Source organism: Burkholderia seminalis DSM 23518, assembly GCF_902832885.1.
Lineage (GTDB): Bacteria > Pseudomonadota > Gammaproteobacteria > Burkholderiales > Burkholderiaceae > Burkholderia > Burkholderia seminalis.
Map to the genome: position 1 here is coordinate 1 of NZ_CADFDK010000006.1, position 21,573 is coordinate 21,573.

At 68.0% G+C, this 21,573-nt stretch carries 19 protein-coding genes and 2 pseudogenes; 13 read left to right on the forward strand and 8 right to left on the reverse strand.

The annotated features are described in order from the left end of the window. Positions 1-158: 158 nt before the first annotated feature. A pseudogene (locus tag HWX00_RS19395) lies at positions 159-1,247 on the forward strand (NAD(P)/FAD-dependent oxidoreductase); the annotation flags it as partial. A gap of 79 nt (positions 1,248-1,326) precedes the next feature. After that, complete coding sequence (locus HWX00_RS19400) at positions 1,327-2,058, forward strand: class I SAM-dependent methyltransferase (RefSeq protein ID WP_175027488.1); 732 nt, start codon at positions 1,327-1,329, stop codon at positions 2,056-2,058. Between the two features lie 24 nt (positions 2,059-2,082). On the opposite strand, the gene HWX00_RS19405 is transcribed toward HWX00_RS19400, so the two are convergent. Continuing rightward, a complete protein-coding gene (locus tag HWX00_RS19405; protein ID WP_175027489.1) occupies positions 2,083-3,504 on the reverse strand; it encodes a cytochrome-c peroxidase in 1,422 nt (473 codons plus the stop codon). Between the two features lie 95 nt (positions 3,505-3,599). Continuing rightward, a complete protein-coding gene (locus HWX00_RS19410) occupies positions 3,600-5,273 on the reverse strand; it encodes a phospholipase C (RefSeq protein ID WP_034191434.1) in 1,674 nt (557 codons plus the stop codon). A 404-nt stretch (positions 5,274-5,677) separates the two neighbouring features. On the opposite strand from HWX00_RS19410, the gene HWX00_RS19415 reads away from it, so the two are divergent. Continuing rightward, positions 5,678-6,535: an EamA family transporter gene (locus HWX00_RS19415; RefSeq protein ID WP_175027490.1), complete on the forward strand. Its 858-nt coding sequence runs from the start codon at positions 5,678-5,680 to the stop codon at positions 6,533-6,535. A 21-nt stretch (positions 6,536-6,556) separates the two neighbouring features. On the opposite strand, the gene HWX00_RS19420 is transcribed toward HWX00_RS19415, so the two are convergent. The 3 genes and pseudogenes from HWX00_RS19420 to HWX00_RS19430 all read right to left on the reverse strand — a co-directional run bounded on the left by HWX00_RS19420 (position 6,557) and on the right by HWX00_RS19430 (position 8,489). Continuing rightward, positions 6,557-6,997, reverse strand: a complete 441-nt coding sequence (locus tag HWX00_RS19420; protein ID WP_319001527.1) for a hypothetical protein — start codon at positions 6,995-6,997, stop codon at positions 6,557-6,559. Then, positions 6,994-7,616 (reverse strand): annotated as a pseudogene (locus HWX00_RS19425) (type VI secretion system amidase effector protein Tae4). The gene HWX00_RS19420 and the pseudogene HWX00_RS19425 overlap by 4 nt, the downstream one beginning before the upstream one ends. Before the next feature lie 399 nt (positions 7,617-8,015). Beyond that, the gene (locus HWX00_RS19430) at positions 8,016-8,489 is read right to left on the reverse strand and encodes an Lrp/AsnC family transcriptional regulator (protein WP_049032428.1); all 474 of its coding nucleotides are present in this window, start codon (positions 8,487-8,489) and stop codon (positions 8,016-8,018) included. A gap of 321 nt (positions 8,490-8,810) precedes the next feature. Here HWX00_RS19430 and HWX00_RS19435 point away from each other — a divergent pair, with 321 nt between their 5' ends. From HWX00_RS19435 to HWX00_RS19460, 6 genes are all read left to right on the forward strand, one after another. Next, entirely contained in the window at positions 8,811-10,196 is a 1,386-nt protein-coding gene (locus HWX00_RS19435) for an amino acid permease (RefSeq protein WP_034191430.1), read from the forward strand. A 45-nt stretch (positions 10,197-10,241) separates the two neighbouring features. Further along, positions 10,242-11,444 (forward strand): amino acid aminotransferase, encoded by a 1,203-nt coding sequence (locus tag HWX00_RS19440; protein ID WP_175027491.1) that lies wholly within the window; start codon positions 10,242-10,244, stop codon positions 11,442-11,444. A gap of 173 nt (positions 11,445-11,617) precedes the next feature. Continuing rightward, the gene (locus HWX00_RS19445; RefSeq protein WP_175027492.1) at positions 11,618-12,016 is read left to right on the forward strand and encodes a DUF488 domain-containing protein; all 399 of its coding nucleotides are present in this window, start codon (positions 11,618-11,620) and stop codon (positions 12,014-12,016) included. A 111-nt stretch (positions 12,017-12,127) separates the two neighbouring features. Next, positions 12,128-12,418 carry a DUF1488 family protein gene (locus HWX00_RS19450; RefSeq protein WP_034191427.1) on the forward strand — a complete coding sequence of 97 codons (291 nt, stop codon included), beginning with the start codon at positions 12,128-12,130 and terminating at the stop codon, positions 12,416-12,418. A 16-nt stretch (positions 12,419-12,434) separates the two neighbouring features. Beyond that, the gene (locus HWX00_RS19455; RefSeq protein ID WP_034191426.1) at positions 12,435-12,674 is read left to right on the forward strand and encodes a hypothetical protein; all 240 of its coding nucleotides are present in this window, start codon (positions 12,435-12,437) and stop codon (positions 12,672-12,674) included. Between the two features lie 154 nt (positions 12,675-12,828). Continuing rightward, positions 12,829-13,155 carry a hypothetical protein gene (locus tag HWX00_RS19460; RefSeq protein ID WP_034191425.1) on the forward strand — a complete coding sequence of 109 codons (327 nt, stop codon included), beginning with the start codon at positions 12,829-12,831 and terminating at the stop codon, positions 13,153-13,155. A gap of 14 nt (positions 13,156-13,169) precedes the next feature. On the opposite strand, the gene HWX00_RS19465 is transcribed toward HWX00_RS19460, so the two are convergent. The 3 genes from HWX00_RS19465 to lhpI all read right to left on the reverse strand — a co-directional run bounded on the left by HWX00_RS19465 (position 13,170) and on the right by lhpI (position 15,454). After that, entirely contained in the window at positions 13,170-13,946 is a 777-nt protein-coding gene (locus HWX00_RS19465) for a helix-turn-helix domain-containing protein (protein WP_034191424.1), read from the reverse strand. A gap of 16 nt (positions 13,947-13,962) precedes the next feature. Continuing rightward, the gene (locus HWX00_RS19470) at positions 13,963-14,367 is read right to left on the reverse strand and encodes a response regulator transcription factor (protein WP_034191423.1); all 405 of its coding nucleotides are present in this window, start codon (positions 14,365-14,367) and stop codon (positions 13,963-13,965) included. A 151-nt stretch (positions 14,368-14,518) separates the two neighbouring features. Further along, positions 14,519-15,454, reverse strand: coding sequence for a bifunctional Delta(1)-pyrroline-2-carboxylate/Delta(1)-piperideine-2-carboxylate reductase (gene lhpI / locus HWX00_RS19475; RefSeq protein ID WP_175027493.1), 936 nt, complete (start codon positions 15,452-15,454; stop codon positions 14,519-14,521). A gap of 262 nt (positions 15,455-15,716) precedes the next feature. Here lhpI and HWX00_RS19480 point away from each other — a divergent pair, with 262 nt between their 5' ends. The 4 genes from HWX00_RS19480 (at position 15,717) to HWX00_RS19495 (ending at position 21,529) form a co-directional block, all read left to right on the forward strand. After that, complete coding sequence (locus tag HWX00_RS19480; RefSeq protein WP_034191422.1) at positions 15,717-16,454, forward strand: FadR/GntR family transcriptional regulator; 738 nt, start codon at positions 15,717-15,719, stop codon at positions 16,452-16,454. A gap of 126 nt (positions 16,455-16,580) precedes the next feature. Further along, the gene (locus tag HWX00_RS19485) at positions 16,581-17,702 is read left to right on the forward strand and encodes a branched-chain amino acid ABC transporter substrate-binding protein (protein ID WP_175027494.1); all 1,122 of its coding nucleotides are present in this window, start codon (positions 16,581-16,583) and stop codon (positions 17,700-17,702) included. A gap of 69 nt (positions 17,703-17,771) precedes the next feature. Beyond that, positions 17,772-18,779 (forward strand): trans-3-hydroxy-L-proline dehydratase, encoded by a 1,008-nt coding sequence (lhpH, locus tag HWX00_RS19490; protein ID WP_175027495.1) that lies wholly within the window; start codon positions 17,772-17,774, stop codon positions 18,777-18,779. Positions 18,780-18,952: 173 nt separating this feature from the next. Then, on the forward strand, positions 18,953-21,529 hold the full coding sequence (locus tag HWX00_RS19495) for a penicillin-binding protein 1A (RefSeq protein WP_175027496.1): 2,577 nt from the start codon (positions 18,953-18,955) through the stop codon (positions 21,527-21,529). Positions 21,530-21,573: the final 44 nt, after the last annotated feature.

Below are 21,573 nucleotides of genomic sequence, written 5' to 3' on the forward strand. Positions count from 1 at the left end.
GGCGTCGGGATATCCCGGCCAAACCCCTATCAGCGATCACCAGCCACCCACCAGGCCCGGTGACAACACCCCCCGGATCATGACTGCGACTGGGGGCGAGAATCATGCCGGGCCTGGCTGGCCAAAGCCCCGACAATCGGGGCGTGAAGATAGTAACGGGGGCGTCGGGCCGCAACGGCGGGCAGGTGATTCCGGGCCTGAAATACGATCCCGACGAACTGATCCGCCGGTTCGGCGACGAGGCCGGCGAGCAGCTTGCCGGCGTGGTCGGCGGGGCGGCCGACACGGTGTTCGACCTGATCGCGCGGCACGCGATCGACTGCGACGCGCGTCGCCACGGCTGGATCCAGCCGGCGCCGACCGCCGCGATGCTCGAGACGGTCGCGCGGCGCGCGCAGCAATGGGCCGCGCGGGGCGCGCCGGTCGAACTGCTCGGTCGCGACGACGTCGCGCGCCGGCTCGGCACCGGCGCCTACGCGGGCGGCTGGATCGATCGCCGCGCGGGCAGCGTGCAGCCGCTCAGCTATACGCGCGGCCTCGTGCGCGCCGCACAGGCGAGCGGGGCGGTCGTGCACGGGCTGACGCGCGCCGTCGGGCTGACGCGTGCCGGTGGTCGCTGGCAGGTCGCGACCGCCGGCGGCGCGACGGTATCGGCCGACCGCGTCGTGCTCGCGACCAATGGCTATACCGACGGACTGTGGCCCGGCTTGCGCCAGTCGGTGATCGCCGCGAACAGCTTCATCGTCGCGACGCAACCGCTCGCGCCGGAACTCGGCCGCGACATTCTCGCCGGCGGCGAAGTCGCATCGGATGCGCGGCGCCTGCTGCTGTACTTCCGGCGCGATGCGGCGGGACGCCTGCTGATGGGCGGTCGCGGCCCGTTCGCGGAACCGCGTGCGGCGAGCGACTGGCGCCATCTCGAGCGTGCGGCGACGCTGCTGTATCCGCAACTCAAGGGCGTCCGGTTCGAATACCGCTGGGCCGGACGCGTCGCGATCACCGCGGATTTCATGCCGCACGTGCACGAGCCGGCGCCGGGCGTGACGATCGCGCTCGGCTACAACGGGCGCGGCATCGCGATGGCGACGACGCTCGGCAAGCATCTGGCGGCGCACCTGTCGGGCGATGCGCAACTGCCGCTGCCGTTCCGCGTCACGCCGATCCGGCCGATTCCGTTTCACGGGCTGCAGCGCTTCTATATCGCGGCCGGCGTGGCCTGGTACCGGCTGCTCGACAGCCTGTCGTAACGCAGGCGGGAAGCAGGATCGCCAACCGTCGTCCGATCGGGCAGAATCGACACTCCCAGTTTCCGCCGACGGATGCCGCATGACCGATCCGAACGAATCGTCCGGCCGCCGCGCCTATGCGAGCTTCGCGCAACGCTACGCGGACATCGCGCCGACGAAGGCGCACAACGCGCTGTACGAACGGCCGGCGACGCTGGCGCTGCTCGGCGACGTCGACGGCCTGACGGTGCTCGACGCCGGGTGCGGTCCCGGCATCTGCAGCGAACACTTGGCGCACCGCGGCGCGACCGTGCATGCGTTCGACGTCACGCCGGAGATGGTCGCGCTCGCGCGAACGCGCTGCGACGGCCTCGCGGTCGACATCGTGGAAGGCGACCTGGAGGCGCCGCTCGCGTGGCTGCCGGATCATGCGGTCGACAAGGTGCTGTGCTCGCTCGCGCTCGACTACGTGCGCGATCTCGCGCCGACGCTGCGCGAATTCAGGCGCGTCGCGCGCCCCGGTGCGACGCTCGTGTTCTCGATGGCGCATCCGATGCGCGACTGGATGGACGAACGGACGCGCGGGGAAGGCACGTACTTCGACACGTCACGCTTCGGTTTCCACTGGTCGGGGTTCGGCGAGCCGAGGCCCTACGTCGAAGCCTGGCGGCGGCCGCTGGCCGACATCCTGAATGCGCTCGCCGACGGCGGCTGGCGGCTCGAACGGTTCGTCGAACCGAAGCCGCTGCCGGAGATGAAGGCGGCGTCGGAACGGCTCCACGCGGAGCTGTCGCTGGCGCCGGCCTTCCTGTGCATCCGCGCGCGCCGCTGATGCGGCGCGACGCCCGCGCGGCGTTCAGTGCCGTGCCGGCTCGTCGTTCAGCGTGCCGAGAAACGCCTCGATGTCCTTGATGTCCTGCGCGGTCATCGCGGGCTTGTCGCCCGGCTTGCGGTCGAACGGCGCGTCGGTCACGTCGACGTTCGCGCGATATTTCGGCGGGAGGTCGTCGTACTCGTCGACCTTGCCGTCCGCGCCGCGCGAATAGAACTTCTGCGGCGAGATGCTGCGCTCGTTGTAGAACGCCATCACCTGGTCGAGCGTATGGAACACGCCGTTGTGGAAGAACACGCGGCGCGTCGCCGAGTTGCGCAGCGTCGGCGTCAGGAACATCCCGCAATACTGCGTCTGGTCCTTCAGGTCGTCGCGGAACGGTCCGCACACGCCGAGATCGTGGAACGCCGGGTTGCGGTTCTGCGCAAGCGCCTGGTTGCGCGGAGCACCGAGCGCCTCGTACTGGTAATCGGTGAACATCGGCGGCAACCCGTCCTTGCCGGGTTTCGACAGATGGCAGCCCGCGCAATTCGCCTTGTCCGGATCGTTGAACAGGCGCAGGCCGCGCAGCTCGGCCTGCGTGAGGCGCGCGCGGCCTTCGAGCCAGCGGTCGTACTTGCTGTTGTACGGATGGAACGACGGATCCTCGACCTGGTAGCGCGCGATCGCGAACATCGCCTCCGACACCGCGAGCTGCGGGCTGTCGAACACGCGCGCGCCGAACAGTTGCACCAGCTGCGCGCGGTGCGACGACTGCGCGAGCTTGCGCGCCACGTCGTCGATGCTCGCGTTCGCCATCTCGACCGGATTCAGCAGCGGGCCGAACGCCTGCTGCTGCAGCGTGTCGGCGCGGCCGTCCCAGAACATCCCGCCTTGCGGCACGAGCTGCGGCGCGGCCGACGTGCCGGCCACCTTCTGCGCCTTGACGATGCCGGCCGCCGACGCGGCCTGCTGCGCGACGCTCGGCGCGGCGTCGTTTTCGCCGGCATCCGGGCCGATGCTGAAGTTCGGCTGGCGGTACAGGTACATCAGCGACGGCGGCGGGCGATAGCCCTGCTGCGTCATCGCGAGGCCGCCCGGCTGCACGTCGAGCGCATTCGGCGGCCCGTACGCGTGGTCGGGGCTGTGGCACGACGCGCACGACTGCTTGCCCGACGCGGACAGCGACGGATCGTGGAACAGCGCGCGCCCGAGCTGCGCGACCGCCGACAGCGGTTGCGCGGCAGGCCGTTGCAGCACGACCGGATGCGGGTTCGCGCCGGTCCAGTCGGCGACGACGGTGCCGATGGCCGCCGGCACCCGCGCGGGAAACGCGATCGCGAACGCGCCGTAGCCGAGCACGGCCGCGCCGAACACGAACGCCGCGCGGCGCGGCAGGCGGGAAGGGGCGCGCGGCGCGGGGGTGCCGGAGGCGTCGGAAGAGGGGACCGCGGGTCGGGCTGTCATGCTGTCGATCGGAACTCGGGCGCCGCTCGACGCGGCGCGTTAAATGGAAACGGCCGGCGCGCGAGGCGCCGGCCATGCGGTCGGGCAGGCGACGCTCAGATCGCCGGTGCGGCGCTCAGTGCGGTGCCGAGCGTCGGGTCGAGGTACAGCGGCGTCGTGTTCGGCTTCGACGTGAAGTCGAACAGGTTGCGCAGGTCGCCCGCGGTCGCATCGAACGAACCGCCGCCGATGCGCTGGCCGCCGAGCCAGTTGTCCTCGATGAAGCGCACGACGGACGCCTGGTCGAGCATCGTGTGGTCGACGTAGTTCTGCTTCGCATACGGCGAGATCACGACCAGCGGAATGCGCACGCCCGGGCCGCAACGGCCGTTCACGGTCGCGCCGTTCACGCCGGTGGTGCCGCCCGTGCCGCACTTGCCGGCGCCGTTGACCTGGTCGACCGGGTCCGACGATGCGTGCGTCGGCGCCGTGTACACGTGGTCGTACCAGCCGTCCGAGTCGTCGTACGTGACGATCACGGCCGTGTTCTGCCAGTCCGGCTGCTGCTGCAGGAAGTTGACGACCTTGGTCACGAACGCCTGCTCGTCGAGCGGATCCGAATAGCCCGCGTGCCCGTCCTGCGCGGCCGGCGCCTTCAGGTAGCTGACCGACGGGAAGTTGCCGGCCTTCACGGCGGCGAAGAAGTCGTCCGTGTCGTACTGGTGGTTCGCCGGCTCGGCGGTCTTGCCGTCGGCCTGGAAGCTCGAACCGATCGCCGCGACCGAGCTCGGGCGCGTGTGCTGCGGGTTCGCGGTCGACGCGTAGTACTGGAACCAGTTGTGGTGCGGGATGTAGTCGGCCGTCGCGGCGTTCACGGCGGTGGCGACCGTGCTGCGCGCGCAGCCCGTCGTACCGTTGCCGTTCGTCGTCGACAGGTTGAAGCCGCCCATGAAGCCGCCCCACGTGATCTTCGCGCCGTTCAGCAGGTCGCCGATGTTCTTGCCCGTCATCATCGCCTGGTCGGTCGTGCTCGAGCACACGTCGAAGCCCGGGTCGACGTCGTTGATCATCGTGAAGCCGCCCTGGCCGTCATTGATGTAGTACGAGCTGGCCGCGAGCGTCGACGGCTGCTTCGACGTCTTGACGATCTGCATCCCGTTGGTCTGGCCGGATACCACGTTCAGCGCGCCGGGCGTCGACGGGCCGTAGACCGTCGTGAACGTGTTGTCGCTCATCGCGAAGCGCTGCGCGTAGTTCCACAGCGCGGTCACGGTGTTGCCGTCGAAGTAGCCCATCACCTGGCCCTTCGTGCCGAACGCGCCGGCGCCGCCGGACGAGCCCTTGCCGGTGTACTTCGGGAACAGGTCGGCGAGGCCGTTGTCCTCGGCCTGCTGCTCGGCCGTGTACGCGTGGTTCTGGTCGGCGGTCGCGGCCTGCGTGCGGTCGAGGCGGAACGGGTTCGCCGCGTCGGTGCCGTTGGCCGTGTTCGTGAAGTTCGGGTTCGCGGTCAGCAGCGTGCCCGTCAGCCCGTTCGACGTCGGCGTGCCCGCTTTCGCGGTGAACGCCGGTTCGCCCGACGGGTTCGTCGCGTTCGGATAGGTGCCGAAGTAGTGGTCGAACGAGATGTTCTCGCCGTAGATCACGACCACGTGCTTGATCGGCGTGGCGGTCTGCAGCGCATCTTGCGACGACACAGCGGGCGTCGACGTGGGATCGTCGCTGCCGCCGCAGGCGAACAGCGCCAGCGCCGCGGCTGCGCAGGCGGTGACGAGCAAGGCTTGACGGAACATCGGGAAACTCCAGGTAAGGTCTTCGAGGGTGGGGCGCGGCTCCGTCGCCGTGGCGTGTCGGTCGGCGCGGAGCGCGTGAGAGAGCACGCGCATTGAAACAGCCGCATATGAAGATATGGGGACGGAGTGGTTTCGTGACGGTTGCATCGCGGTATCGATTCCATTACGCCGGCACGAGGCGCGAAAGAGAACGGAAAGGGGCAGACCGCGTGCGGCCGCCGCGGCAGGTGCCGCGGCGCGGCGGGCCGCTGCCGCCGATGCCGCGCCGGGCGGGGCGGCGCACGGCCGGCGGGCGCGTTCGCGCCGCCGTACACGCCGACGTTTTTGACAATCCGGTGACGGATTCATACGATGAACGCCCTGCGGCGGCGATCGACGTCGGCGCGCGTCTGCGAGTATTCATCGTGCCGATTCCCGTCCTGTTTGCCGTGCTGTGCGCCGCGTTCCTCCATGCGGCGTGGAACGCGCTGGTCCGCGGCAGCGGCGACCGGCTGCGTTCGGCCACCGTGCTGCAGATCGCGATCGGGCTGTTCGCGCTGCTGTTCCTGCCGGTCGCCACGCCCATTTCAGCGTCGAGCTGGTTGTGCGTCGTCGCGTCGGCGGTGCTGCACGTCGTCTACACGTTGCTGCTCGTGCGCGCGTACGAGCATGGCGACCTGACCGTCGCGTATCCGGTCGCGCGCGGCACCGCGCCGCTGCTCGTCACGCTCGGCGCGGCGGCGTTCGCGGGCGAGCGGCTGAACGTCGGCGCGCAAGGCGGGCTCGTGCTGATCTGCGCGGGCATCCTGGCGATCGGGCTGGATCGCGGACGCGGCGCAACGCATCCGATCGCGAGGGTGCTGCCGACCGCGTTCGCGACCGGCGTGTCGATCGCGGCGTACAGCGTGGTCGACGGGATCGGCGTGCGCGAGAGCGGCAACACGGTCGGCTATACCGCGTGGATGTTCGTGCTGACGGGGGCGATGATGGCCGCGTACTACCGGCTGCGCGCGGGGCCGTTGCGGCTGACGCAGGAGGTTGGCGAAACGGCGAAGGCCGCATGCGGCGGGGTGTTCGCCGCGCTTGCGTACGGCATCGTCATCTGGGCGATGGACCGGGCGCCGATGGGGCCGGTGTCGGCGCTGCGCGAGACGAGCGTGGTGTTCGCGGCGCTGATCGCGCGCGTGTATCTCGGCGAGCGGCTGACGCCGCGCCGGACGGCAGGATGCATGGTGATTGCTTGCGGGGCGTTGTTGATCAGTGCGTTCGAGGCGGTGCGGTGAGCATTGACGACAGTCGCAAGTTTAGGCGGTTGCAGACGAAATCGTCACGCGCACCGATGTAACGGGCTGTCGCTTGACGGGGCGAGGCGGCGCACAAACTGCGTTGCGCCGCTCCGGTGATCCGGCCTGGCTGAAGAGACCTAGCGCAGGCGCCGCGTAGCTCGCGAGATGAAAAACGACGACGAATAGCGTAGCCATAACGAACACGTTTCCCCATCTACGCGACGACCAGCGCCGATAAGCGAACGCATTGATGACGGCAAAGAGGACCGAGGGCCACAACGTGAGTGCGAGCAGACCGACCACGAATACCGCCTGAGGAGCGCAGTGCTCCATGTCGTTGCAGCCGGTCGAATGTGACGGTGTAGTGGGCCAATGAATTCGGCTGAACGTGTAAAGGGATGCCCAGGTAACGAGCAAGCCCCATATGAATCCGCCGAGGGTGACGGCCAGCCGTTTCATTCAACTTCCCAGAAAAGGATTTCGTTCGAATTGGCGAGGTCCGAGTACCAGTTTCCGCGTCGGCCCCGAAGATAATCGAGCGGGTTAATCATGGACGGCACGCCAATGCGAAATCGCCAGAACGACGCAGCCGAGGGTGTGAGCGTGTCCTTGTTCCACAGATCGATATGTCCGCCGCTGAATGCGTCAGCCGAATCACCGTCCTGCCGCCAATAACCGAAGAAATAGACGATACCGGTTCGGCCTTTTACCTTGGCCTGCCAATCCTGTCCGGTGATATTTTCCGGCTTGCCCAAGCCAAGGAATGGGCGAAGCTTCAACCATTCTGCTAGTTCGTAGGCGCGGGTCGCAGTTGCCTTCCCATCGAGGATGAGGCGTCCGAGCGTTCGTTTTCCTGGCATGGGCTTCAATACTTTCTGAGAAAACGACTTCATGCCGCTGCCGATTGCGTGGAAAGTTACGCTCATCCGGATCGCGCATTGATTTTTATACTCGCCGGTCGGGTCATCATATGGATCCTTCTTCGGATATGCGTTCCAAAGCTCCCGAAATGTCAGTGTTTTGAGCTGTAAGAATGCGGCGTGTCATTGGTGCGGACTTTCGTGGACGGGTTCGGCATCGGCTACGCCCCATATGTGGCGGCGATGACGAATCCGACGGAAGCGGTCGGATCGCTGGCTGTTGCTACGGCGGGTTGCATAGTCGATTCCTGATGCATTAAGGAATCGAAGACGATCGCTGATAAGAAACAAGTCGCCTATTAGACTTGTACGACTTTTCGTGAAATTTGCTACCGATTGATGGGCGTCCCATTAATCGGTGCCATCGCACGATGCCGCAGTCGAACACGTTTTCCGGGCAATGTCGATCACGACAGACGCGCCGCGACAGCTACGTTGCGCAGGAAAGCGCAGCCTGTGGCCCTGCGAGCTGCTCAACGCCTGCCTGACGCAGCCGGAGCCATGATGATGCCTGCGGCACCGGCGACCTTCGCGTGAACACCTCGCCCGCGCGGGTGTTACGCTTCCACCGGCATCGCGCTCGTACACTTGATTTCGTCGAGGCACACGCTCGAATGCACGCCGCTCACGCCGGGGATGCGCATCAGCGTCTCGAGCAGGAATCGCGACAGCCCCTTCAGATCGTGCGCGACGACTTTCAGCACGTAGTCGATGTCGCCCGTCACCGAGAAACATTCCTGGATCTGCGCGAGATCCGACACGAGTTTCTGGAACTTCGACAAATCGCGGATATGCCCGCGCTCCATCGTCACGTGCACGAACGCGGTGACGCCGAAGCCGAGCGTGTCGGCGCAGAGCCGGGTTTCGTAACGGCGGATCGCGCCGATTTCCTCCAGCCGGCGATGGCGCCGCAACGTCTGCGCGGGCGACAGTCCCACGGCCTTCGCCAGATCGAGGTTCGACGCGCGGCCGTTCTCCTGCAGCACCGACAGCAAGTGGCGATCGATGCGATCGAGAACCGGGTCAGGCATTTTTGTTTCCTCATTCGTCTCCTGGATGCAATCTTATCTCATAATGTAGGGTTTGCATGAGCGGGTTACGCAACCCGATTTCGCGGTCGCGACGCTAAACTGACCCCGGATTTTCGTATGCGGCCGCGGCAGCGCGGCGTGGGCGGAGAGTCGGCGGCCAGTGTGGCCGGCACGCCGACGCAAATCGGTTGCCGCCTCACGCGAAGATTGCAGTCCCCAACCCGGCGCCCCCACGAACGGCCGCCGGCACAGTAAAACAGCGTCCGGCACACCGAGGCGCGCCGCACCGCGTCAGGCGGAGGCGGACAGAGTGGAGAAGACATGGTTTCTGGTAACGAGAGCGACGGCCTGAAGCGCGGGCTGAAGAACCGGCACATCCAGCTGATTGCGCTCGGCGGCGCGCTCGGCACGGGGCTGTTCCTCGGCATCGCGCAGACGATCAAGATGGCCGGCCCGTCCGTGCTGCTCGGCTATGCGGTGGCCGGCATCGTCGCGTTCTTCATCATGCGCCAGCTCGGCGAGATGGTCGTCGACGAGCCCGTCGCCGGCTCGTTCAGCTTTTTCGCGAACAAGTACGTCGGCCACTTCACCGGCTTCCTGTCGGGCTGGAACTACTGGGTGCTGTACATCCTCGTCAGCATGGCCGAGCTGTCGGCCGTCGGGATCTACGTGCAGTACTGGTGGCCCGGCGTGCCGACCTGGGTGTCGGCGCTGGTGTTCTTCGTCGCGATCAACCTGCTCAACCTGGCGAGCGTGAAGTCGTACGGCGAGACGGAATTCTGGTTCTCGATCATCAAGGTCGCCGCGATCGTCGGCATGATCGGCTTCGGCGGCTGGCTGCTCGCGAGCGGCCACGCGGGGCCGGAGGCGAGCGTGCGGAACCTGTGGCAGCACGGCGGCTTCTTCCCGAACGGCGTGTCGGGGCTCGTGATGTCGATGGCCGCGATCATGTTCTCGTTCGGCGGGCTGGAGCTGATCGGCATCACCGCGGCCGAGGCCGACGATCCGAAGCACAGCATTCCTCGCGCGACCAACCAGGTGATCTACCGGATCCTGATTTTCTACATCGGCGCGCTCGCGGTGCTGCTGTCGCTGTATCCGTGGGAAAAGGTCGTCACCGGCGGCAGCCCGTTCGTGCTGATCTTCCACGCGCTGAGCAGCAACGTGGTCGCCAACGTGCTGAACGTGGTCGTGCTGACGGCCGCGCTGTCGGTCTACAACAGCGGGGTGTACAGCAACAGCCGGATGCTGTTCGGCCTCGCGCAGCAGGGCAACGCGCCGAAGGTGCTGTGCTCGGTGAACAAGCGCGGCATTCCGCTCGCCGCGCTCGGCGCGTCGGCGCTCGCGACCGGCGTGTGCGTGCTGGTCAACTACTTCATGCCGGGCAAGGCGTTCGAGGTGCTGATGGGCCTCGTCGTGTCGGCGCTGATCATCAACTGGGCGATGATCAGCCTGATCCACCTGAAGTTCCGCCAGGCCAAGCGCGCGGCCGGGGAGAAGACTTCCTTCCGCAGTCTGGGCTATCCTTTCACGAATTACCTGTGCCTGGCATTCATGGCCGGCATTCTCGTCGTGATGTACCTGACGCCGGATCTCCGCCTGTCGGTGTACCTGATCCCGGTATGGCTCGCGGTGCTCGCGATCGGGTATCGCTTCCGTCAGAAGAATGCAGGCTTTGCGATGCACGACGGCGCCTCCGCACGCTGACGCAGGCCACGACCGATCATTCTTCCAAACGAGACCGACATAGCCATGTTCGAACACATCGACGCGTACCCGGGCGACCCGATCCTGACGCTCAACGAGAACTTCCAGAAAGATCCGCGCGACCAGAAGGTCAACCTGAGCATCGGGATCTATTTCGACGCCGAAGGCCGGATTCCGGTGATGGGCGCCGTGCGCGAAGCCGAAACCGCGCTGCAGCGCGACAGCGGCCCGAAGCCGTACCTGCCGATGGTCGGCCTGGCCGCGTACCGCGACGCCGTGCAATCGCTCGTGTTCGGCGCCGATCACCCGGCCCGCGCGGCCGGTCGCATCGCGACGCTGCAGACGCTCGGCGGCTCGGGCGCACTGAAGGTCGGCGCCGATTTCCTGAAGCGCTATTTCCCGGATGCTCAGGTGTGGCTCAGCGATCCGAGCTGGGAAAACCACCGCTTCATCTTCGAGCGCGCCGGCTTCACGGTGAATACCTACCCGTACTACGACGAGGCGACGGGCGGCCTGAAGTTCGACGCGATGCTCGCGGCGATCGACGCGCTGCCGGCGCGCAGCATCGTGCTGCTGCATGCGTGCTGCCATAACCCGACCGGCGTCGACCTCGACGAAGGCCAGTGGGAGAAACTGATCGACGTGATCGAGGCGCGCGGGCTGCTGCCGTTCGTCGACATGGCGTACCAGGGCTTCGGCGCGGGTCTCGACGCGGACGCGTTCGCGGTGCGCGAACTGGCCCGCCGCGGCGTGCCGACGCTCGTCGCGAACTCGTTCTCGAAGAACTTCTCGCTGTACGGCGAGCGCGTGGGCGGGCTGAGCGTCGTCTGCGAAGACGCAGCCGCGGCCGAGCGCGTGCTCGGCCAGCTGGCCGGCGCCGTGCGCTCGAACTACAGCAACCCGCAAACCTACGGTGCGAAGGTCGTCGCGGCCGTGCTGGGCACGCCGGCACTGCACAAGCAATGGGAAGAGGAGCTGTCGGCCATGTGCCGCCGCATCGCGCGGATGCGCCAGTCGATCCACGACGGCCTGCGCGACCACGTCGGCGGCGAGGCGCTCACGCGCTACGTGAAGCAGCGCGGGATGTTCACGTACACGGGCCTGACCGAATCGCAGGTCGACGCGCTGCGCGAAGTGCACGGCGTGTACATCCTGCGTTCGGGCCGGATGTGCGTGGCGGGCCTGAACGACTCGAACGTCGGCATCGTCGCGGACGCGATCGGCAAGGTGCTGAAGAGCGGCGTCTGAGCGCGGCGCGCGCTCCGGCGCGCACCGAACGACGCAGGATGAGCCGGCTGTCCCCCGTCGCGGGGGGCAGCCGGTTTTTTCTTGCGCGGCGGCAACGTGCGCCGGAAGACAGACGCGACGGCGCGTGCGGCGGTACGATGCGGCATCGGACGCAACACGAAAAGGGAAGCGACATGGGCATCCGGATCATCCGGCTCGGCACGCCGCGCGCGGCCGGCGAGGGGCTGCGGATCGGCACGGTGCGGCGGCCGCCGCGCGGCGTACCTAAGGCGGAATTCGCGTCGCGCGACTACTATGATGTATGGCTGCCGACGCTGTCGCCGAGTGCCGAACTCGTTGCCCAGGCACAGGCCGCCGAAACCGACGCCGAATGGAATGCATTCAAGCGCCACTTTCGCGCGGAGATGGCGCAGGGTGACCCGGCGAAGGTGCTGGACCTGCTGGCGGCGCTGTCGGCCACCACGGCGTTCTCGATCGGCCGCTACTGCGAAGACGAGCGCCATTGCCACCGCGCCGCGCTGCGCGAGCTGCTCGCGCAGCGCGGCGCGGCGATCGAGCCCGACGCGGGCTGAAGCCGCGTCGCGCGGCTGCACCGGGATCGTGCGGTGCAGCGGACCGCTTGACGTGGGTCAAGCGCGCGGCCGCGCGCGCCACTATGCTCTCGTCATGGAGCCATCACGACGATGACAGGCCGACCGATGCACATCACTTTTCCGCCCGAGCCGCCCGAATATTGCGCGCGCGACCTGGTCGTCGCGTTTTCGGCGCTGGTCGACGGACGTTGCGTACAGTGCGCGGTCACGGCCGAGGCGCTGGAAGACCATTTCGGCGCGCGGTCGCTGCTCGAAAGCGACCTGCTGACCGCATTCGACGGGCACCGCCCGGCGATCGAGGCGATGGCGCGACGGATGCTCGAGGAAATCGGCGGCCGGCCGGTGCTGCTGCACAGCGGCCACTTCCGGCTCGAAGGCTGATACCGCAGGAGGGCGCATGACACTGCAGGGCAACATTCACGAACGCGACTGGTCGGTCGAAGTCGAGACGCGACCGTGCGAATCGGGCGAATTCCGCTGCCGCGTGTCCGTCGAGCACGGCGCCGGTGCCGCTCGGTTTCATCATACGTTCGAGCACAGTCACGCGTATCCGACCGAGCGCGAGGCCATGATCGAAGGGCTGCGCGCCGGCATGACCTGGATCGAGATGAAGACGTCGCAGGTCTTCAACGTATGAACGGACCCGCGCCAGGACGGCGCGGGAGGATTGTCGGCCGGGCCGCGATCGCAGAATCGCGCCACGCCACGGGAAACGCGTGCCGCCGCATCGTGTGCGGGCGGGCGCATGCAAGGCGGTCGACGAGCGGGCGGCCCCGTCGGGAGAGTAGGAGATGGGCGTGGGCATGCAGATCGCCTGCCGGGGATTCACCGGGTCCGCCGCGGTGGAAGCCGAGGCCGGCGCGCAGCTGGTGCGGCTCGAGCGGTTCCGCGCGCTGATCGGCGGCTGCCACCTCGCGATCGAATCGCGCGTGGCGACCGATGGCGTGCGGCTGTACGACGTGCGGCTCGACCTGGTGATGCACGACGCGGCGCTCAGGCCGCTGCCGCCATGCGCGGGAAACGACCTCGACGACGCGCTGCGCCGCGCATTCGCCCAGGCCGAGCAGGCGCTGATCGCGTGGCAGGCGAGCGGCGCAAGGGCGGCGCTGCGCCGATGATCCGGCGTCGCGCGTCAGACCTGCGCGAGCGCGTGCGCGTCGAGGATGCGCACGCGCTTGCCGCGCGTTTCGACCAGCGCGTCGCGATGGAACCGCGAGAACATCCGGCTGACGGTTTCGAGCTTCATCCCGAGATAGCAGCCGATTTCTTCGCGCGTCATCCGCAGGTTGAATTCGGTCGCCGAATAACCGCGCGCCTCGAAACGGGACGACAGGTTCAGCAGGAAATGCGCGACGCGCTGTTCGGCCGACATCGTGCCGAGCAGCAGCATCTGGCTCGATTCGCGAACGATCTCGCTGCTCAGCATCTGGTAGAGGAAGTGCTGCATCGGCTTGATCTCGCGGCAGGCGGCTTCGAGCGCGCCGAACGGAATGATGCACACGACGCTGTCCTCCAGCGCGATCGCGTCGCAGCAATGCTGGCCGCTGCCGATGCCGTCCATCCCGAGCGTTTCGCCGGCGATCTGGAAGCCCGTCACGTGCTCGCGGCCGTCGCGATGCATCATCACCGTCTTGAACGAACCCGCGCGCACCGCATAGATGCTCTGGAACGGATCGTCGATGCGGAACAGCGCGTCACCCTGGCGAACGTGCCGGGTCGTGCAGATGATCGAGTCGAGGCGGCCGTACTCGGCGGCCGTCAGGTGCGGCAGGCACATCGAGCGCATCGCGCAGGCCGAGCAGCGTGCGGCCGGATGTTTGGCGGCGTCGGCGCGCGCGGCCGCGCGCAGCGGAATCGTTGGCCGGGGTACGACGGACACGTCGGCGGCGCAGGCGGTGGCTGTGGACATAAGTCACTCCGGCTCGTCAGGGGTGGTGCACACGAGCGTGCACCAAGGATTCGATGACACGGCATGCGGCGTCGAATTCGACGGTCTTGTCGAAGAAGTAGTCGGCTCCCGCCGTCGCGCATGCCTCTCTGAATGCCGGCGCCGAATGATTCGTCAGCACGATCGTGACGATGCGCGGTGCGACCTTCGACAGCATCCCGATGAGGGCGAGGCCGCTGCCATCCGCGAGCCGCACGTCGACGATCACGACATCCGCCCGGCAACTGCGGATGTGCGTCCACGCGTCCTGGCCGTCTTCCGCTTCGCCCACGACGGCGACGCCGCGGATCGCGCCGACGAGCAGCGCGATCCGCTGACGGACGGCGACGGCGTGATCGACGAGAAACACCCTGAGCGCGGCGGGTGACAGGCTGGCATTCATGCCGGCAGTATCGTGTTGCGCCGCCGAAATTGAAATCGGCCGAATTGGAAGTTCGTGTAGGCCGCTTCGACGCGTTGTAGGGCGTTTCCTACAACGCGTCCGGGAAACCGCCGGCGCGGCTCCGATGTTGCCGCGATATGCCGGTACGCGGTCAGCCGGCGCCGCGTGCCTCGAGCGCATCGCGCGCCGTGCGGCACGCGGCGAGATCCCATGCAGCGCAGCCGACGCTCTTGAACAGCATCGGCCCGCCGCGCGCGAACGTGCCGTTCAGCACGTCGGCGAGCGACGCGACGTGCTGCCAGTCGACCTGCGCGACGATCAGGTCGCCGGCCTCGTGGCGCGCGCCGGCCGGATCGTCGACGACGAGCCGGCTGCCGTGCACGGTGTTCGCGCCGATCTCGGCGGCATCCGCGGTGAACGCGCCGACGCCGACCACGAGCCGGCCCTCGCGCGCGGCTTCCCGGTAGACGGGCGTGCGGCTCGTCGTCAGCGTGACGACGACGTCGATCGCGTCGGGAATCGCTTCGCCGTCGAGCGGTGCGAGCCGCGGCGCCTGCGCGCGATGCGCCGCGCAGAACGCGGCCGCGCTGTCGGCGCGCGTGCCGCGCACGTGGAGGCGCGCTTCCGGGAAGATCGCCGCGAGCGCTTCCGCGTGATTGGCCGCCTGCTTGCCGGTGCCGATCAGCAGGACGTCGCGCGGCACGGCGCCATGCAGCGCCTCGATGCCGAGCGCGGTGACGGCCGCCGTGCGGCGGCCGGTGACCGTCGGGCCGTCGAGCGCGAAGCGCAGCTCGCCCGTGGTCGCGTCATACGCACTCACCTGGCCGAGGATCGTCGGCAGGCCGCGCGTGCCGTTACCGGGGCAGACGTTCACGAGCTTGTGGCTCGCGAGGTCGCGCGCGCTCGACGGCATCGACAGCATCACGCCGCCGGCCTGCAGCGGCACGACGAGGCGCTCGGGGCTGACGATCTCGCCCGCCGCATACTCGGCAACGGCTTGCCTGAGCGTGGCGAGCAGCGCCGGGTAGTCGAGCAATGCGGCCGTGTCGGCCGCATCGAAAACGGGAATCGGGGAAAGGGCGGTCATCGTGTACGTCGTATGCGTCGTGAGCGTGGACGGCGGGCGCATGCCGCGCCCGCCACGGGGCTGCCGGATACCGCGACACCAGGCAGCGTGGATCGAATCTATACCACTTTCTGGCGCACCCGCAACCCAGAAAATAAAGCGTCGAGCCGGTTTTGGTTCTAATATCTGTCCAGAAGGGTTGCCGTGGCGCGATACCGGCACCGCTCCGGTATAGTGCGAACCCATTCCAGATCCACGCCCGCGACCGGGCAGGAGCCATACGATGATGTCCGCGCGTCCCGAATCAATCGAAGGCGGTTTCCGGCCGCTGCAGATCTACGAGCAGGTAGCCGAGAAGATCCGCGACGAAATCCGCGCCGGGCGCTACGCGGCCGAGTCGCGCCTGCCGTCCGAGCGCGAGCTCGCCGCGCTGTTCCAGGTCGGCCGGCCGGCCGTGCGCGAGGCGCTCGGCGCGCTGCAGAACGAAGGGCTGGTGTTCACGAAGCGCAATTCGGGCACCTATGTCGTCGCGGCGCCGCTCGACGTGCTCGCGCGGCGCGGCGACGCGCCGATGGCGTCCGAGGCCGACTTCAGCCCGACGTCGACACTCGACGTCCGGCTGATCCTGGAGCCCGCGATCGCACGTCTCGCGGCCGCCCATGGCCGCGCCGATCCCGGTGCCGAGCGTTATCTCGCGCAGATGGAAACCATCACCGACGTCGACGATCCGCACCAGCGCGCGCTCTGGAACGAGAGCGACCGGCTGTTCCACCGGCAGCTCGCGCTGATGACGGGCGACGCGCTGATGGTGAAGATCGCGGACGAAGTCGCGAAGACGATGGACCAGCCGCTGTGGAAACGGCTGAAGGACGACGGCATCTACGACGCGGGCCGGATCCGGCTCTACGTGTCCGAGCACCGGCTGATCTACGAGGCGATCGTGTCGGGCGATGCCGATGCGGCCGCGTTCTACGTCGAGCAGCACATCCGCCGCGTGCGGCGCGACATCGCGCCGAAGTAGAACGAATCCGCGCGAATGCATTCTGGTCTTAAATATGACCAAAATTCCGAAATTATTTTGAAATTGCTTGCGATGTGACCACGTGTGTCCTACATTGGTTTCACTCAAAACCAATCAGGAGACATCATGCGACACCTCGTTACCGCGCTCTCGGTGGCCGTTGCCGCCGGCGCGCTGACTTCCGCGCACGCGCAGGAAGTCGTGATGATCGGCCATTCGGCGCCGCTCACCGGGCCGCAGGCCGCGAACGGCAAGGACAACGAAAACGGCGCGCGGCTCGCCGTGGACGAACTCAACAAGGCCGGCATCAAGGTCGCCGGCAAGGCCGTCACGTTCAAACTGGTTTCCGAAGACGACCAGGCCGACCCGAAGGTCGGCGTGCAGGTCGCGCAGAACCTCGTCGACAAGGGCGTCGTCGCGGTGCTCGGACCGTACAACTCGGGCGTCGCGATCCCCGCGTCGCGCGTGTACTCGACTGCCGGCGTGCCGATCCTGCCGGTCGCGTCGAACCCGGCGCTGACGAAGCAGGGCTTCAAGAACATCTTCCGGATCGGCGCGAGCGATGAACAGCTCGGCGGCACGATGGCGACGTTCGCCGCGAAGACGCTGAACGCGAAGACGGCCGCCGTGATCGACGATCGCACCGCTTACGGGCAGGGCGTTGCCGAGCAGTTCATGAACGTCGCGAAGGCGAACGGGATCCGGATCGTCGACCAGGAGTATACGAACTCGTCGGCCACCGACTTCCTCGGCATCCTCACCAAGATCAAGGCCGCCAACCCCGACGTGATCTTCCTCGGCGGTTATGCGGCGCAGGGCGCGCCGATGGCCAAGCAGATGAAGCAGCGCGGGCTGCGCGCGAAGCTGCTCGGCGGCGACGGCATCTGCTCGGCGGACATGGGCAAGGTCGCGGGCGACGCGGCATCGATCGTCTACTGCGCGCAGGGCGGCGTCGCGCTCGAGAAGACGGCGGCCGGACGCGCGTTCCTGAAGAAGTACCACGACACCTATCACACCGATACGCAGGTCTATGGCGTCAACTACTACGACGGGATGAAGTTGCTCGCCGACGCGATGGTCAAGGCCGGTACGACCACCGACAAGGCGAAGCTGATCGCGCAGCTCGCGAAGTCGAACTATGCGGGCGTCGCGGGCACCTATTCGTTCGACGCGAACGGCGACCTGAAGGGCGCGCCGACGACCGTCTACGTGATCCGCAACGGCCTGCCGGAGCCGTACGCGAAGTAACCGGCGCCCACGCTTGCCACCGGACGGCGGCGCGGCCGCCGTCCTTCGTTTCAACGCATCCGATTCGACATGAAAATTTCCCGATCCCTTTCCACCGTCGAAGTCCATACGGGCGGCGAGGCGTTCCGCATCGTCACGAGCGGGCTGCCGCGCCTGCCCGGCGACACGATCGTCCAGCGCCGCGCGTGGCTCAAGGCGCACGCCGACGAGATCCGCCGCGCGCTGATGTTCGAGCCGCGCGGCCACGCCGACATGTACGGCGGCTACCTGACCGAGCCGGTCACGCCGAATGCCGATTTCGGCGTGATCTTCGTGCACAACGAAGGCTACAGCGACCATTGCGGGCACGGCGTGATCGCCTTGTCGACCGCCGCCGTCGAGCTCGGCTGGGTGCAGCGCACGGTGCCGGAAACGCGGGTCGGCATCGACGCGCCGTGCGGCTTCATCGAGGCCTTCGTCCGGTGGGACGGCGAGCATGCGGGGCCCGTGCGCTTCGTCAACGTGCCGTCGTTCATCTGGCAGCGCGACGTGTCGGTCGAGACGCCGTCGTTCGGCACCGTGACCGGCGACATCGCGTACGGCGGCGCGTTCTATTTCTACGTCGACGGTGCGCCGTTCGACCTGCCGGTGCGCGAGTCGGCGGTCGAGAAACTGATCCGCTTCGGCGCGGAAGTGAAGGCCGCCGCGAACGCGAAGTACCCGGTCGTGCATCCGGAAATCCCGGAGATCAACCACATCTACGGCACGATCGTCGCGAATGCGCCGCGCCATCCGGGCTCGACGCAGGCGAACTGCTGCGTGTTCGCGGATCGCGAGGTCGACCGCTCGCCCACGGGCTCCGGCACCGGCGGCCGTGTCGCGCAGCTGTACCAGCGCGGGTTGCTCGCGGCCGGCGACACGCTCGTCAACGAATCGATCGTCGGCACGGTCTTCAAGGGGCGCGTGCTGCGCGAAACGACGGTCGGCGACATCCCGGCCGTGATTCCGGAGGTGGAGGGCAGTGCGCACATCTGCGGGTTCGCGAACTGGATCGTCGACGAGCGCGATCCGCTGACTTACGGCTTCCTCGTGCGCTGAACGGCGGCGCCGATCAGCCGCCGTCGAGCCGTTTCCCGGTTGTCGTACCAGGTTTGGCGCGTCGTTCCCGTTGCGGGGCACGCGCCTTTTTTGCGTGCGCAACACGGGCGCAGCCGCGCGGCGCGCGCCCGCGCAACGCCGCCGCGGCCGTGGGGCCGCGCGAGTTTGGTACGATGCAGCCTTTTCAGCCGAGCTCCACCCGCGTGAATCGCCGAAACGTGTCGTCAGTGCGTGCTTTCTGTGCCAGATGGGTCGCGCGCGCCCAACCCGTCGCGGCTGCCGCCGTGGCGCGGGTCAAGCCTCTCGCCGCCACCGCGTGGCGCCATCTCCGTCACCCGACGCGCCGCGGCGTGCTGCTCACGGGCGCCGCCGTGCCGGCGCTGTTCGTGGCGTACGTGGTCGTGCTGATCCCGTTCACGCCGGGCATCGGCGACATCCGCAAGGCGCGCGTCGACCAGCCGGCGCAGGTGCTGTCCGCCGACGGCAAGCTGCTGGCCGAATTCAAGCCGTCCAACCGCGAGTGGGTGCCGCTCAAGCAGATCTCGCCGCACATGGTCGACGCGCTGATCGCGACCGAGGATCACCGCTTCTACGCGCATCACGGCCTCGACTGGAAGCGCACGGCATCGGCCGCGCTCCATACGTTCTCCGGCAGCCGCCAGGGCGGCTCGACGATCACGCAGCAACTCGCGCGCAACCTGTATCCGGACGAGATCGGCCGCGCGCCGACGCTCACCCGCAAGGTGAAGGAGGCGATCACCGCGCTGAAGATCGAGGCGGTCTACAGCAAGGACCAGATCCTCGAAACCTACCTGAACACGGTGCCGTTCCTGTACAACGCGTACGGCGTCGAGATGGCCGCGCGCACCTACTTCGACAAGTCGGCCGACGAGCTCGACGTGCTCGACAGCGCGACGCTCGTCGGGATGCTGAAGGGCAACAGCTACTACAACCCGGTGCTGAACCCGGAGCGCGCGCTGCAGCGGCGCAATACGGTGCTCGGCCAGATGGTGAAGTACGGCAAGCTGTCGCCGGCGCAGTTCGCGCAGCTGCAGCGCCGGCCGCTGCGCATCGATTTCGAGCGCCAGAAGGAGCCGCCGGGGCCGGCGCCGCACTTCGCGCAGCAGTTGCGCAAGTGGTTGATCGCGTGGGCCGACCGCAACGACTACAACATCTACTCGGACGGGCTGATCGTGCGCACGACGATCGACTCGCGGCTGCAGCAGATGGCGACGCAGGCGCTCACGCTGCAGGGCAACCAGTTGCAGGGCATCGCGAACGGCGCATGGAGCGGCCGCGACGGCTGCGGCACCGACAACGAGGTGTTCCGCACCTTCATGCGCGAGTCGCCCGAGTACAAGGCCGCGCAGGACGCCGGCAAGGACGACGCGGCCGCGATGAAGCTGCTCGCGGCCGACCGTGGCTTCATGCGCGCGCTGTGCAAGGCGAAGACCGACGTTCAGGCGGGTTTCCTCGCGATCGATCCGCGTGACGGGCAGATCCGCGCCTGGGTCGGCAGCCGCGATTTCACCCGCGAGCCGTTCGACCACGTCGCGCAGGCGCGGCGCCAGCCCGGCTCGACGTTCAAGCCGTTCGTCTATGGTGTCGCGTTCGCGAAGGGAATGAAGCCGGACGACACGTTCATCGACCAGCCGGTCGAGATCCCGCTGAAGGGCGGCGAGATCTGGCGGCCGAACGACGACGTGCCGCCGACCGGCAAGCCGATGACGCTGCGCGACGCGGTCGCGCTGTCGCGCAACCGGATCACCGCGCAGGTGATGGAGCAGGTCGGGCCGGCCGCGGTCGCGCGGCTCGCGCGCGACATGGGCGTGCGCGAAAGCCCGCTCGAACGCGTGCCGTCGCTCGCGCTCGGCACGAGCCCGGTCACGCTCAAGGAGATGGTTGCGTCTTACGCGACGATCGCGAACGGCGGGCTGTACGTCGAGCCGCAGATGGTCACGCGCATCGAGAACCGCCAGGGCGAGGTGCTCGCCGAATACGCGCCGGCGCCGCCCGAACGGGCGCTCGACGCCGAAACCGACAAGACGCTGCTCGGCGTGATGCGCGACGTCGTGACGCGCGGCACGGGCGGCAGCATCCGCACGCGTTTCGGGATCCGCGGCGACGTGGCCGGCAAGACGGGCACGACGCAGGACAACGCGGACGGCTGGTTCATCCTGATGCAGCCGGGCCTCGTCGCCGGCGCGTGGGTCGGCTTCGACGACGGCCGCGTGACGCTGCGCAGCGACTACTGGGGGCAGGGCGCGCACAGCGCGCTGCCGATCGTCGGCGATTTCTTCCAGCGTGCGCAACGCGCCCGCCTCGTCGACGCGAAGGCGAAGTTCGATACCGAGCCGTCACCCGGCTGGTTCGCGTCGCTGCGCGAGCGTGTGACGGACCTGTTCGACACGTGGTTCCCGCCCGAATCGAAGAAGGCGTCCGCGCCTGTCAGGACACAGCGTATCGAGCGTCCGCCCGAGGTCGACGAAGGTGCGGCTTCGGATGCGTCGGCCGCATCGGCACCCGAGGCCGCGTCCGGCGGTCTCGTCGAGGAATGGGTGCCGGCGTCCGAAGTGGCCGCATCGGCCGCCGCGTTGTCGGCGGGCGCGTCCCAACCGCAGCCCGCGCAGCCGCCGGCGAGCGCCGGCACGACGAGCGGCGGCAGCGCGGGCCTTGCTGCGGCGCCTGCCGCCGCGCCACTGCAGCCGCCGGCGCCGTCCGCGCCCGACGCGAGCGGCGCTTCCCAGTAACGAAGCCGTTCAGATTTCGCGCGATGCTGCCGTAATCAAGTTGT

Coding starts and splice junctions, on each gene's coding strand:
- HWX00_RS19455 (WP_034191426.1), top strand. CDS start 12,435: ATGACACTGCAGGGCAACATTCACGAACGCGACTGGTCGGTCGAAGTC.
- HWX00_RS19420 (WP_319001527.1), bottom strand. CDS start 6,997: ATGAAACGGCTGGCCGTCACCCTCGGCGGATTCATATGGGGCTTGCTC.
- HWX00_RS19450 (WP_034191427.1), top strand. CDS start 12,128: ATGACAGGCCGACCGATGCACATCACTTTTCCGCCCGAGCCGCCCGAA.
- HWX00_RS19405 (WP_175027489.1), bottom strand. CDS start 3,504: ATGACAGCCCGACCCGCGGTCCCCTCTTCCGACGCCTCCGGCACCCCC.
- lhpI (WP_175027493.1), bottom strand. CDS start 15,454: ATGACCGCCCTTTCCCCGATTCCCGTTTTCGATGCGGCCGACACGGCC.
- HWX00_RS19480 (WP_034191422.1), top strand. CDS start 15,717: ATGATGTCCGCGCGTCCCGAATCAATCGAAGGCGGTTTCCGGCCGCTG.
- HWX00_RS19430 (WP_049032428.1), bottom strand. CDS start 8,489: ATGCCTGACCCGGTTCTCGATCGCATCGATCGCCACTTGCTGTCGGTG.
- HWX00_RS19435 (WP_034191430.1), top strand. CDS start 8,811: ATGGTTTCTGGTAACGAGAGCGACGGCCTGAAGCGCGGGCTGAAGAAC.
- HWX00_RS19400 (WP_175027488.1), top strand. CDS start 1,327: ATGACCGATCCGAACGAATCGTCCGGCCGCCGCGCCTATGCGAGCTTC.
- HWX00_RS19440 (WP_175027491.1), top strand. CDS start 10,242: ATGTTCGAACACATCGACGCGTACCCGGGCGACCCGATCCTGACGCTC.
- HWX00_RS19470 (WP_034191423.1), bottom strand. CDS start 14,367: ATGAATGCCAGCCTGTCACCCGCCGCGCTCAGGGTGTTTCTCGTCGAT.
- HWX00_RS19485 (WP_175027494.1), top strand. CDS start 16,581: ATGCGACACCTCGTTACCGCGCTCTCGGTGGCCGTTGCCGCCGGCGCG.
- HWX00_RS19465 (WP_034191424.1), bottom strand. CDS start 13,946: ATGTCCACAGCCACCGCCTGCGCCGCCGACGTGTCCGTCGTACCCCGG.
- HWX00_RS19445 (WP_175027492.1), top strand. CDS start 11,618: ATGGGCATCCGGATCATCCGGCTCGGCACGCCGCGCGCGGCCGGCGAG.
- HWX00_RS19495 (WP_175027496.1), top strand. CDS start 18,953: ATGCAGCCTTTTCAGCCGAGCTCCACCCGCGTGAATCGCCGAAACGTG.
- lhpH (WP_175027495.1), top strand. CDS start 17,772: ATGAAAATTTCCCGATCCCTTTCCACCGTCGAAGTCCATACGGGCGGC.
- HWX00_RS19410 (WP_034191434.1), bottom strand. CDS start 5,273: ATGTTCCGTCAAGCCTTGCTCGTCACCGCCTGCGCAGCCGCGGCGCTG.
- HWX00_RS19460 (WP_034191425.1), top strand. CDS start 12,829: ATGGGCGTGGGCATGCAGATCGCCTGCCGGGGATTCACCGGGTCCGCC.